9 protein-coding genes are annotated in these 12,392 nt (G+C 64.0%); all 9 read left to right on the top strand.

Annotated elements, in window-relative coordinates:
- Position 1: 1 nt before the first annotated feature.
- The 9 genes from lpdA to WDM24_RS08810 all read left to right on the top strand — a co-directional run bounded on the left by lpdA (position 2) and on the right by WDM24_RS08810 (position 12,388).
- The gene (gene lpdA, locus WDM24_RS08770; protein ID WP_338830880.1) at positions 2 to 1,747 is read left to right on the top strand and encodes a dihydrolipoyl dehydrogenase; all 1,746 of its coding nucleotides are present in this window, start codon (positions 2 to 4) and stop codon (positions 1,745 to 1,747) included.
- 48 nt (positions 1,748 to 1,795) lie between these two features.
- Complete coding sequence (locus WDM24_RS08775; RefSeq protein ID WP_166303155.1) at positions 1,796 to 3,130, top strand: dicarboxylate/amino acid:cation symporter; 1,335 nt, start codon at positions 1,796 to 1,798, stop codon at positions 3,128 to 3,130.
- A gap of 67 nt (positions 3,131 to 3,197) precedes the next feature.
- Positions 3,198 to 4,370: an acetyl-CoA C-acetyltransferase gene (locus WDM24_RS08780; protein ID WP_338830881.1), complete on the top strand. Its 1,173-nt coding sequence runs from the start codon at positions 3,198 to 3,200 to the stop codon at positions 4,368 to 4,370.
- A 64-nt stretch (positions 4,371 to 4,434) separates the two neighbouring features.
- Positions 4,435 to 5,160, top strand: coding sequence for an acetoacetyl-CoA reductase (gene phbB / locus WDM24_RS08785; RefSeq protein WP_338696818.1), 726 nt, complete (start codon positions 4,435 to 4,437; stop codon positions 5,158 to 5,160).
- Between the two features lie 140 nt (positions 5,161 to 5,300).
- A complete protein-coding gene (locus WDM24_RS08790; protein ID WP_338830882.1) occupies positions 5,301 to 7,577 on the top strand; it encodes an NADP-dependent malic enzyme in 2,277 nt (758 codons plus the stop codon).
- A gap of 49 nt (positions 7,578 to 7,626) precedes the next feature.
- Positions 7,627 to 8,949, top strand: coding sequence for an NAD(P)/FAD-dependent oxidoreductase (locus tag WDM24_RS08795; protein WP_338830884.1), 1,323 nt, complete (start codon positions 7,627 to 7,629; stop codon positions 8,947 to 8,949).
- Positions 8,950 to 8,978: 29 nt separating this feature from the next.
- Positions 8,979 to 9,134 (top strand): hypothetical protein, encoded by a 156-nt coding sequence (locus WDM24_RS08800; protein ID WP_338830885.1) that lies wholly within the window; start codon positions 8,979 to 8,981, stop codon positions 9,132 to 9,134.
- On the top strand, positions 9,127 to 11,025 hold the full coding sequence (locus WDM24_RS08805; RefSeq protein WP_338830886.1) for a sensor histidine kinase: 1,899 nt from the start codon (positions 9,127 to 9,129) through the stop codon (positions 11,023 to 11,025). The genes WDM24_RS08800 and WDM24_RS08805 overlap by 8 nt, the downstream gene beginning before the upstream one ends.
- Entirely contained in the window at positions 11,015 to 12,388 is a 1,374-nt protein-coding gene (locus tag WDM24_RS08810; protein WP_338830887.1) for a sigma-54 dependent transcriptional regulator, read from the top strand. Before WDM24_RS08805 ends, WDM24_RS08810 begins: the two co-directional genes overlap by 11 nt.
- Positions 12,389 to 12,392: the final 4 nt, after the last annotated feature.

Below are 12,392 nucleotides of genomic sequence, written 5' to 3' on the forward strand. Positions count from 1 at the left end.
CATGGCTCAGCAGATCGAAGTGAAGGTGCCCGATATCGGCGACTTCAAGGACGTCGCCGTCATCGAGGTCATGGTGAAGCCCGGCGAGACCGTCGCGGTCGATACCAGCCTGATCATGGTCGAGTCCGACAAGGCGTCGATGGAGATCCCGTCCTCGCACGCCGGCGTCGTCAAGGAGGTCAGGGTCAAGGTCGACGACAAGGTGAGCGAAGGGTCGACGATCCTCGTGCTGGAGACCGCAGGCGCCGCGGCTGCGCCGGCACCCGCGCCCACATCGCAGCCGGCCGCCGCGCCGCCGCCGGTTGCGCCCGCCGCGGCGTCCTATTCCGGCAAGGCTGAGATCGAATGTGACATGCTGGTGCTGGGCGCCGGTCCCGGCGGCTATTCGGCAGCCTTCCGCGCCGCCGATCTCGGCATGAAGACCGTGCTGGTCGAGCGTTACGACACGCTGGGAGGCGTGTGTCTCAATGTCGGCTGTATCCCGAGCAAGGCGCTGCTGCATACGGCGTCCGTCGTCGACGAGGTCAAGCATCTTCCCGACCATGGGATTTCGTTTGGCGCACCGCAGATCGACCTGGGCAAGCTGCTTGCGTTCAAGGACGGCGTGGTCAAGAAGCTGACGGGCGGGCTCGCCGGGATGGCCAAGGCCCGCAAGGTCGAAGTGGTGACCGGCGTCGGCGCGTTCCTCGATCCGCATCATCTCGAGGTCGCCGTGGCGGGCGGCAAGAAGACGATCAGGTTCGCCAAGGCGATCATCGCCGCCGGCAGTCAGGCCGCGAAGCTGCCGTTCCTGCCCGAGGATCCGCGCATCGTCGACTCGACCGGCGCGCTCCAGCTGAAGTCGATCCCGAAGCGCATGCTGGTGATCGGCGGCGGCATCATCGGGCTCGAAATGGCGACGGTCTATTCGACGCTCGGCGCGCGCATCGACGTCGTCGAGATGCTCGACGGACTGATGCAGGGCGCCGACCGGGACCTGGTCAAGGTCTGGGACAAGATGAACGTGGGTCGCTTCGACAAGGTGATGCTGAAGACCAAGACGGTCGGCGCGAAAGCGACCGAGGCCGGGATCGAGGTGAGCTTCGAAGGCGAGCAGGCACCTGCCGGGCCGCAGCTCTATGATCTCGTTCTGGTGTCGGTCGGCCGCAGCCCGAACGGCAAGAAGATCGGCGCCGAGAAGGCCAGTGTCGCGGTGACCGATCGAGGCTTCATCGACGTCGACAGGCAGATGCGCACCAACGTGGCGCACATTTTTGCGATTGGCGACGTCGTCGGGCAGCCGATGCTGGCGCACAAGGCTGTGCATGAGGGTCATGTGGCGGCCGAAGTGGCCCATGGCGAGAAGTCGTATTTCGATGCGCGGCAGATTCCGTCCGTTGCCTACACCGATCCCGAAGTCGCCTGGGCCGGCAGGACCGAGGAGCAGTGCAAGGCCGAGGGCATCAAGTTCGGCAAGGCGGTCTTTCCCTGGGCGGCCTCTGGCCGGGCCATCGCCAACGGACGCGACGAGGGCTTCACCAAGCTGCTGTTCGACACGGCGTCCCATCGGGTGATCGGCGGCGGGATCGTCGGCACGCATGCGGGCGATCTGATCAGCGAGGTCTGCCTTGCGATCGAGATGGGATGCGAGCCGGCGGATATCGGCAAGACCATTCATCCGCACCCGACGCTCGGCGAGTCCATCGGCATGGCGGCGGAGGTCTTTGAGGGCCATTGCACCGATCTGCCGCCACAGAAGAAGAAATGACGTTTGCCTGCCGATACGCAGGCACAGAGAGATCAGGGAGAAGACACAATGTCTGCAGCGACCACTGCGACGTCCGGAACGTTGCCTGTCACGCAGAAGAAGCCGTTTTACCGGATTCTGTACGTTCAGGTGCTCGCGGCGATCGTGCTCGGCGTGATTGTCGGCTGGCTCTGGCCTGATCTCGCCAAGAACGACTGGATCAAGGCGATGGGCGACGGCTTCGTCAAGCTCATCAAGATGGCGATTGCGCCGATCATCTTCTGCACGGTGGTTTCGGGGATCGCCCACATTTCCGAAGTGAAGAAAGTGGGTCGCGTCGCGATCAAGTCGCTGGTCTATTTCGAGGTCGTCTCGACCTTTGCGCTTGCGCTGGGCCTGATCGTCGCCAACGTGCTGCGGCCGGGCGCGGGCTTCCAGGGCCAGTCGAACGCCGCCGCGGTCGCCGGCTATGCCAAGCAGGCGAGCGAGATGAAGTCGGTGGACTTCGTCCTGCACATCATTCCGGACACCGTGGTCGGAGCGTTCGCCCAGGGCGAGATCCTGCAGGTGCTGCTGTTCGCCATCCTGTTCGGCTTCGCGCTGATGGGGCTCGGCGAACGGGCTCACACGGTCCGTTCGATGATCGACGACGTCGCGCATGCGATGTTCGGCGTCATTTCGATCGTCGTCAAGGTCGCGCCGATCGGCGCTTTTGGCGCCATGGCCTACACGATCGGCCGCTACGGTCCCCAGGCGCTCGGCAATCTCGCCGGTCTGATCGCGACCTTCTATCTCACCGCGCTGCTGTTCGTGGTCGTCGGGCTCGGCATCATCGCCCGCATCGCCGGCTTCTCCATCTTCAAGTTCCTCAAATACATCAAGGACGAGCTGCTGATCGTGCTCGGCACGTCATCCTCGGAAAGCGCGCTTCCGCAGCTGATGGAAAAGCTGGAGCGTCTCGGCTGCTCCAAGTCGGTCGTCGGCCTCGTCGTGCCCACCGGCTACTCCTTCAACCTCGACGGCACCAACATCTACATGACCTTGGCGACGCTGTTCATCGCCCAGGCGATGAATGTTGAGCTCAGCTTCGGCGAGCAGATGACGATCCTCATCGTTGCCATGCTGACGTCGAAGGGCGCCTCGGGAATCACGGGCGCCGGCTTCATCACGCTCGCAGGCACGCTTGCGGCAGTCAGGCCGGAGCTGCTTCCCGGCATGGCGATCGTACTCGGCATCGACAAGTTCATGAGCGAATGCCGGGCGCTGACCAATCTGTGCGGCAACGGCGTCGCTTGCGTCGTCGTGGCGTGGTGGGAAGGCGAACTCGACCGCGAGAAGCTGCGCGCCGGACTCGATCGCGACATCGATCCGAGCGACATCGAAGTCGCCGTAACGACAGGCTAGGCGAATACGGAAGGTGGTCGCCGACGATCACCGCCAGTTCATCAGAAATGTATCAAGGGAGTTGGTCATGACGGACGTGGTTGTGGTTTCCGCGGCGCGGACACCGGTGGGCTCCTTCAACGGAGCGTTCGGGGCGATACCCGCTCACGAACTCGGGGCGATCGCGATCAAGGGCGCCCTCGAACGCGCCAAAGTGTCGCCTGAAGACGTCGACGAGGTCATCCTGGGCCAAGTCTTGTCCGGCGGTGAGGGCCAGAACCCGGCGCGGCAGGCCGCGATGGCAGCCGGCATTCCGCAGGAGAAGACGGCGTGGGGCATGAACCAGCTGTGCGGCTCGGGCCTGCGGTCGGTGGCGCTTGGCCTGCAGCAGATCGCCAATGGCGACGCCAGGATCATCGTCGCCGGCGGCATGGAGTCGATGTCGATGGCGCCGCATCTGTCGCATATGCGCGGCGGCACCAAGATGGGCGACGTCAAGTTCGTCGACTCCATGTTGAAGGACGGCCTGCTCGATGCCTTCCACGGTTATCACATGGGAGTCACGGCAGAGAACATCGCCGCCAGATGGCAGATCACGCGGGAGGAGCAGGATGCGTTCGCGACCGGCTCGCAGAACAAGGCCGAGGACGCGCAGAAGGGCGGCCGGTTCAGGGACGAGATCGTTCCGGTCACGGTCAAGACCCGGAAGGGCGATGTCGTCGTCGACCAGGACGAATATATTCGCGTGGGCACGACGCTGGACGCGCTTGCAAAGCTGAAGCCCGCCTTCAACAAGGAAGGCACGGTGACCGCCGGCAACGCCTCGGGTCTCAATGACGGTGCAGCCGCGCTGGTGTTGATGAGCGCCGACGAAGCCAGCAAGCGCGGCCTGACGCCGCTTGCGAAGATCGTCTCGTGGGCCACCGCCGGCGTCGATCCGGCGGTGATGGGCTCGGGGCCAATTCCGGCATCGCGCAAGGCGCTGGAAAAGGCCGGCTGGAAAGTCAAAGACCTCGATCTTGTCGAAGCCAATGAGGCCTTTGCGGCGCAGGCGATCGCCGTCAACAAGGACATGGGCTGGGATCCGTCGATCGTGAACGTGAACGGTGGCGCCATTGCCATCGGCCATCCGATCGGCGCGTCCGGCGCGCGGGTTCTGACGACGCTCTTGTTCGAAATGCAGAAGCGTGGCGCGAAGAAGGGTCTCGCCACGCTGTGTATCGGCGGCGGCATGGGCGTCGCCCTGACGGTCGAGCGCTGAGCGAGGCCGGGCTCACCTCAACAAGGGCCGGCGGGTGCAAATCAATCAAGATCGGGAGGCAATCATGTCCAGAGTTGCAGTGGTGACCGGTGGAACGCGCGGTATCGGCGAGGCGATCTCGATCGCCCTCAAGGCAGCCGGATACAAGGTGGCGGCAAGCTATGCCGGCAATGATGAAGCGGCCGCGAAGTTCAAGACCGAGACCGGCATCAATGTCTACAAATGGGATGTCTCGAACTACGAGGCGTGCGTCGCCGGCCTGAAGCAGGTCGAGGCCGATCTCGGGCCGGTGGAGGTGCTGGTCAACAATGCCGGCATCACCAAGGACGGCATGTTCCACAAGATGACGGCGGAGCAATGGTACGCGGTCATCAACACCAATTTGAACTCGCTGTTCAACATGACGCGGCCGGTGTGGGAAGGGATGCGCGAGCGGAAGTTCGGCCGGGTGATTTGCATCTCCTCGATCAACGGCCAGAAGGGCCAGATGGGCCAGGTCAACTACTCCGCCGCCAAGGCAGGCGACATCGGCTTCGTGAAGGCGCTGGCCCAGGAAGGCGCGCGCGCCGGGATCACGGTGAACGCGATCTGTCCCGGCTATATCGCCACCGAGATGGTCAAGGCGATCAACCCGGAGATCGTGGCCAAGAACATCCTGCCTCAGATTCCGGTCGGCCGCTTGGGTGAACCGCACGAGATCGCGCGCGCGGTACTGTTCCTGGCGTCCGACGATGCCGGCTTCGTCACGGGCTCGACGATCTCGGCGAATGGCGGTCAGCACGTGGTCTGAGCTGTTCCGGCAACGCGCCGCAAGGGTGACGGCGCGTGCGCTCGACGCGGGCCCGCCTGGCGTCAGCCGAGGGCGAAAATGAAAGCGAGGGACAAGCCCATTGCGGCCCCTCGGACGAAGACATCAAGCCGGGGAACATGATGGACCAGGATCTGAAGGAAGCCGCACTCGAATATCATCGCTTGCCGACGCCGGGAAAGATTTCCGTGGTGCCGACCAAGGCGATGGCCACCCAGCGCGATCTGGCGCTGGCGTATTCACCGGGTGTGGCGGAGCCTTGCCTGGTCATCGCCAAGGACCCGCTACAGGCCGATGTGCTGACGGCACGCAGCAATCTCGTCGCCGTCATCACCAACGGCACCGCGGTGCTCGGCCTCGGCAATATCGGCGCGCTGGCCGGCAAACCGGTCATGGAAGGCAAGGCGTGCCTGTTCAAGAAGTTCGCCGGAATCGATGTCTTCGATATCGAGCTCGCCGAGGAAGACCCCGACGCGCTGATCGAGACCATCGCCAGGATGGAGCCGACCTTCGGCGGCATCAACCTGGAGGACATCAAGGCGCCGGAATGCTTCTACATCGAGAAGAAGCTCCGCGAGCGGATGAAGATACCGGTGTTCCACGACGATCAGCACGGCACCGCGATCATCGCGGCCGCAGCGATCCTCAATGGTCTGAAGCTGGTCAAGAAGGACATCGCGGACGTCAAGCTGGTTTGCTCCGGCGCCGGCGCCGCGGCGCTCGCTTGTCTTGATCTGATCGTGAGCCTTGGACTGCGCCGCGAGCGGATCATCGTGACCGATGCCAAGGGTGTCGTGTATGCCGGCCGCGTGGAAAGCATGGACGACAACAAGGCGCGCTATGCCGTGAAAACGGACGCGCGAAAGCTGGACGATATCATTGAAGACGCGGACATCTTCCTCGGCCTGTCGGCCGGCAAGGTGCTGACGCCTGATATGGTCAAGAAGATGGGCCGGGATCCGTTGATCTTCGCGATGGCCAATCCGATTCCCGAGATCATGCCGGAGGATGCGCTGGCGGTTCGTCCCGATGCGATCATCGGCACCGGGCGTTCGGACTACCCCAACCAGATCAACAATGTGCTTTGCTTCCCGTTCATCTTCCGCGGCGCGCTCGACTGCGGGGCGACCACCATCAATGAGGAGATGAAGCTTGCGACGGTCCGCGCGCTCGCGGACCTCGCCATGACGGAGGTTCCGGAAGTCGTTGCCGCCGCCTACAAGGGCGAGGGGCTTCGCTTCGGCCGCGATTACCTCATTCCGAAGCCGTTCGACCCGCGCCTGATCGAGATGATCGCGCCGGCGGTGGCCAGGGCCGCGGCCGACAGCGGCGTCGCCCGACGTCCGATCGCCGATATGGATGCCTATCGCCAGCAGCTGGGCCGGTTCGTCTATCAATCCGGCAACGCGATGCAGCCGGTCTTTTCCGTGGCCAAGGGAAGCGGAAAATCCCTCGTTCTCGCGGAGGGCGAGGATGAGCGCGTGCTGCGCGCGGCGCAGGTCATCGTCGACGAGGGGATCGCCAGGCCGCTGCTGCTTGGCCGGCCGGCGACGATCGACGATCGGATCACGGCATTCGGCCTCCGGCTCAAGCCCGGCACCGACTGCGAGATCATCGATCCGCACGATGCCGAGGTCTACGCCAAATGCGCCGATGTCTACCATCTGCGCAGGAAGCGCGATGGCGTGTCGGCCGCGCTGGCGCTCTCGGAGACGCGGAGCAACGCGACCGTGCTTGCGTCGATCCTGCTCGAACGGGGCATCGGCGACGCTATGCTGTGCGGCGTGATCGGACGGACCGCGGATCACCTGGCTGCGATCCGCAACGTGATCGGAACGCGGGAGAACGTGCGGACACTAGCCGTGATGCAGATGCTCATTCTCCCGCAGCATCAGCTTTTCATTTGCGATACCCACTGCAATCTCAACCCGTCTGCCGAGCAGGTTGCCGACATCGCCTTGCTGGTAGCCGAGGAGGTCAAGCGCTTCGGTATCACGCCGAGGGTGGCGCTGCTGTCGCATTCGAGTTTTGGGAGCTCGGCGGTGCCGGAAGCGCACAAGATGCGGGAGGCGCGTGCGATCATTCGCGGGCGATCGCCCGATCTGGCCGTGGAGGGCGAGATGCGCGGCGATGCGGCGCTTTCGCAGTCCGTGCTCGATCATGAATTCCCCGATTCCGGCTTCGTCGGTCCGGCCAACGTGCTGGTGATGCCCAATTTGGATGCCGCCAACATCTCCTACAATCTGTTGCGGATGGCCGCGGGGCAGGGGCTGACGGTCGGCGGGATTTTGCTTGGCGCGGCAAAGCCGGCGCATATTCTCACGCCATCATCCACTGTCCGCCGCATCGTGAACATGGCTGCAGTCGCCGTCGCGGATGCGGTTTCCGAGCGCGCCTGACCGGAAGGACATGATTGGGCGGACGTGAACGCGATCGGTCGAGGCCATCATGAGTGAGGTGCAATCGGGAAAGCGGCGGGTCGTGATCGTCGGCGGCGGCGCGGGCGGACTGGAGCTCGCGACCCGGCTCGGCGACAAATACGGCCGCAAGGGAAAGCTCGACGTTACGCTGATCGAGCGCAACCGCACCCATGTCTGGAAGCCGAAGCTGCACGAGATCGCGGCCGGCAGCATGGATATCGCCGCCCATGAGGTCGACTATCTCGCGCAATCCTATTGGCACGGCTTTCGCTACCGGATTGGCGAGATGATCGGGATCGACCGGGAGCGGCGCCAGGTGCAGGTGGCGCCGTATCTCGATGCCGAAGGTCGCGAGGTGACGCCGAAGCGCAGCTTCGACTATGACGTCCTTGTCATCGCCGTCGGCAGCCAGAACAACGACTTTGGCACGCCTGGTGTCGTGGATCACGCGATCAAGCTCGAATCGCAGGTCGATGCGAAGCGCTTCCACGAACGCATGGTCAATGCGTGCATCCGCGCCCACGCCCAATCGTCGGCTCTCGCGGAGCACCAGTTGAAAGTCGCAATCATCGGCGCCGGCGCGACCGGAGTCGAGCTTGCGGCGGAGCTGCACCGGACGACGCGGGAGGTGGTGGCCTATGGCCTCGATCAGGTCGATCCGCACAAGGACATCAGGATCACGCTGATTGAAGCCGCGGACCGGGTGCTTCCCGCGCTGCCGGAACGGGTTTCGCAAGAGACGGAGAAACTCCTCGTCAGGCTTGGCGTCGATCTCTTGGTCGGCGCCAAGGTTTCCGAGGTCGGTTGCGACCATGTCAGCCTGACCGACGGCCGGACGATTCCTGCCGAGCTGATCGTCTGGGCCACCGGAGTCAAGGCACCGGATTTCCTGAAGGATATTGCCGGCCTCGAAACCAACCGCATCAATCAGCTGGTGGTGCGGCCGACCCTGCAGACCACGCGCGACGACAACATCTTCGCGATCGGCGACTGTTCGGCCTGCTCATGGGGCGAACGGGGCAATGTGCCGCCCCGCGCCCAGGCGGCGCATCAGCAGGCCTCCCACCTCTATTCCCAGATCCCGCGGCTTCTGCAGGGCGAGGCGCTCAAGGATTATCGTTACCGGGACTTCGGGTCGCTGGTGTCGCTCGGCGAATTCAGCACGGTCGGCTCGATGATGGGCGCGCTGGTGGGTGGCAGCCTTGTCTTCGAGGGGCTGTTCGCGCGGATGATGTACCTATCGCTGTACAAGATGCACGAATACGCCCTGCACGGTCCGGCGAAGGTCGCGCTCGACACGCTGGCCCGCCTGATCACCCGGCGGACCGAACCGCACGTCAAGCTGCATTGATTGCGGTCGCGGAGGAGATCGACGTCGTGATGGACCAGCTCACCGTCTGGCAGGCCGCCAATAGTCCTGCCACGCTCAAGCTCATCCTGATCCAGGTGTGCATGACGCTGCCGGGCATCATCGCCCACACCGGATTTTCCTGTCGCGTATTCCGGGGCAAGACCATAGAGTTGGCCCATGCGTGAGTGGTCGTCCGCAGTGGCCGGCGCGCCCCGCTTTGTGCTGGTTCACAAGATGACGGAGCTTCCATCCCTGGTGAACATCAAGGGGCCTCCCAAAGTCGGTTTGGTGATGCCCATTTCCACGCGGTGGCTGGTTCGCGGCGCGCTTGCCCTTGCGCTGGTCACCGCGGCATCGTGGCTTGGATATGCGATCACGTTTCGCCGCGGGCTCGACCATTTGCACGCCGCGGCGCAGCAGCGGCTGGCGGTCGAGGCCGCCAGGCTCGACGGTTATCTTTCGAGATTCGAATATCTGCCGTCCCTGCTGGAGACGTCACCCAGTGTGTTCCGGCTGCTCGAGGCCCCCAGCGATCCTGCACTGCAGCAAACCGTCAGCCTTTATCTGAAGTCGATCAACCTGCTTGCGGGAGCCGACAACCTCTATGTCCTGGGCGTCTCCGGCGCGACGCTGGCCGCAGCCGATTTCGACCAGCCCGGGACACCCTTCGGCGAAAACCTGTCGTATCGCCCCTATGTGAGCGAAGCACTCGCGAGCGGCCGCGGGGCGTTCTTCGGTATCGGCATCACGACGGCGCGCGCCGGCTACTATCTGTCTTATGCGCTGAAGGTGGGCGGCACGACGAAAGGGGTCGCCACCGTCAAGGTCAATCTGGACTCGTTCGAGCGTGCGTGGCGCAACACCGAAAACGACATCCTTCTGGTCGACGAGCGCAAGGTGACGATCCTTGCCTCGCGCGACGAGTGGCGCTATCGCCCGATGGCGCCGCTGTCGGTCCAGACGCGCGATGACATTGCACGGTCCAAACCCTACGGAAACCACGACCTAGCGCCACTCGGATGGACCTTCGCCGCCCAGTCCGAGAGCGACGCCGCCCGGATCACCACGCAGAACGGAACCGCCTACACGGTCAGCGAGCTTCCGATCAACCGCGGCTTGTGGAACCTGGTCCTTCTCGATGACGAGGCGCCCACACGGCAGATCGCACTCATCATCGGGGGCATATCCGGGCTCGTCGCCATCGTTGCGCTGCTGGCGCTCGGCCTTGTCGAGCAACGCCGGAGAGAGATCAAGCACCGGCTGGCCAGCCAGGCCGCGTTGCAGACGGCCAACGACATGCTCGAAACGAGGGTGCAGGAGCGCACTGCCGAATTGCGGGCCGCGCAAGACGAACTCGTTCACGCCGGCAAGCTGGCCGCGCTCGGCCAGATGTCGGCCGGCATCGTGCACGAACTGAACCAGCCGCTGGCTGCGCTGCAGACTGCTGCCGACAATGCGGTCCTGCTGGTCGACCGCGGGTCGATCGGCGATGCCCGTGGAAACCTTACCCGAATTGGCGAGTTGGTACGCCGGCTCGGACGCCTGACCAGCCAATTGCGGGTTTTCGCATACAAGTCGAGCAGCCCGCTTGATGCGGTCTCCGTCGAACAGGCCGTCGCCGAGGCGCTCAAGATACTCGCCGGGCGCGTCAAGGACGGCGGGGTCGCCGTCGCGACCGATATCGACGCGAAGCTGGCCGTCGTCGCCGATCAAACGCGATTGGAGCAGCTGTTGTGCAACATCGTGGCGAATGCGCTGGATGCGGTGGAGAGCGTCGAACAGAAGTCGATCCTGATCCGGGCGAGCAGGGAGGAGGCGCAGACCGCGCGGTGCCGCATCGCGATCAGCAACAGCGGACCCGCGATCGCGTCCGACGTTCTGCAGCGCATGTTCGAGCCATTCGTGACGACCAAGCCCGCCGGCAAGGGATTGGGTCTCGGCCTGATGCTCTCCAACCACATCGCGCGCTCTTTTGGCGGCGAACTGCGTGCGCGAAACCTGATGCCTGATGGCGCCGAGTTTGTCGTGATTCTTCCATTGGCTGAGATAGCAGAGGCGGCTTCGCATGGGCGATGATCAATCGATCGGCGTGATCTATGTCGAAGACGACGACGACGTTCGGATCGGCGGCGTCCAGGCGCTCGAGCTCGCGGGATTTTCCGTTTCCGGATTTGCCTCGGTCGAGACCGCCAACGGATCCGTTCGTGCCGACATGCCCTTCGTCGTGGTCTGCGATGTACGCCTGCGCGGGCGGAGCGGCTTAGAATGGCTGTCCGATCTGCGTCGACTGGACCAGGATCTGCCGGTGATCCTGATCACCGGTCACGGCGATATTTCAATGGCCGTGCAAGCGATGCGGACCGGCGCCTACGACTTCATCGAGAAGCCGTGCTCCTCGGAGCAGCTGATCTCGGTGGTGCGCCGGGCGGCGGAAAAGCGGCGGCTGACGCTGGAGGTTCGTTCGCTGCGATCGGCCCTGGCCGATCGCCAGGGAATCGAGGCGAGCCTGCAGGGCCGATCGCCGCAGATCCAGGAAGTGCGCCGGCTCGTCTCCACCCTGGCTACGACCAATGTCGACGTCACGATCTATGGTGAAACCGGAACCGGCAAGGACGTGGTCGCGCGCTGCCTGCACAATCACAGCGGTCGCCGCGGCGGCAACTATGTCGCGGTGAATTGCGGCGGCCTTCCAGAATCGCTGGTCGAGAGCGAGCTGTTCGGCCACGAAGTGGGCGCGTTCACTGGTGCCACCCGGCAACGGATCGGAAAGATCGAATATGCCAATGGCGGGACGTTGTTTCTCGACGAGATCGAGAGCATGCCGCTGAGCGTCCAGGTCAAGTTGCTAAGGTCGCTGCAGGACAGATCCATCGAGCGCGTCGGAACCAACAAGCCGATCTCGGTGGATTGCCGGGTCGTGGCCGCGAGCAAGACGAATTTGTTCGAACTGAGCGAAAAGCGGCTGTTTCGTGCCGATCTCTACTATCGCCTCGGCGTCGCATTCATCGAGCTGCCACCGCTGCGCGAGCGGCGGGAGGATATCCCGCTGCTGTTCGAGCATTTCACCCTGGACGCGGCGCGGCGGTTCGAGCGTGATGCGCCGATCCTGGACGAGCAGACCACGTCGCATTTGCTGGCCTATTCATGGCCGGGAAATGTGCGGGAACTTCGCAACGTCGCCGATCGTTTCGTGCTTGGTGTGCTCGACCGCAAGACGATCAACAAGGCGGGCTTCGGTACGTCGGACGTGTCATTGCCGCGGCAATTGGAGAACATCGAGCGATCGATCATCGAGGACGCGCTACGGCGCAAGCAAGGCGACGTCCAGGCGACCGCCGCGCTTCTGAGCATCCCGAAGCAGACGCTGTACGACAAGATCAAGCGCCTTTCCGTCAGTGTCGACGGGATCAGGGAGGGCGCTGTGCGCTCCGGGGCCTGAGACT

It is taken from the genome of Bradyrhizobium sp. 27S5 (assembly GCF_037217225.1).
Lineage (GTDB): Bacteria > Pseudomonadota > Alphaproteobacteria > Rhizobiales > Xanthobacteraceae > Bradyrhizobium > Bradyrhizobium septentrionale.

Coding starts and splice junctions, on each gene's coding strand:
- lpdA (WP_338830880.1), top strand. CDS start 2: ATGGCTCAGCAGATCGAAGTGAAGGTGCCCGATATCGGCGACTTCAAG.
- WDM24_RS08775 (WP_166303155.1), top strand. CDS start 1,796: ATGTCTGCAGCGACCACTGCGACGTCCGGAACGTTGCCTGTCACGCAG.
- WDM24_RS08780 (WP_338830881.1), top strand. CDS start 3,198: ATGACGGACGTGGTTGTGGTTTCCGCGGCGCGGACACCGGTGGGCTCC.
- phbB (WP_338696818.1), top strand. CDS start 4,435: ATGTCCAGAGTTGCAGTGGTGACCGGTGGAACGCGCGGTATCGGCGAG.
- WDM24_RS08790 (WP_338830882.1), top strand. CDS start 5,301: ATGGACCAGGATCTGAAGGAAGCCGCACTCGAATATCATCGCTTGCCG.
- WDM24_RS08795 (WP_338830884.1), top strand. CDS start 7,627: ATGAGTGAGGTGCAATCGGGAAAGCGGCGGGTCGTGATCGTCGGCGGC.
- WDM24_RS08800 (WP_338830885.1), top strand. CDS start 8,979: ATGGACCAGCTCACCGTCTGGCAGGCCGCCAATAGTCCTGCCACGCTC.
- WDM24_RS08805 (WP_338830886.1), top strand. CDS start 9,127: ATGCGTGAGTGGTCGTCCGCAGTGGCCGGCGCGCCCCGCTTTGTGCTG.
- WDM24_RS08810 (WP_338830887.1), top strand. CDS start 11,015: ATGGGCGATGATCAATCGATCGGCGTGATCTATGTCGAAGACGACGAC.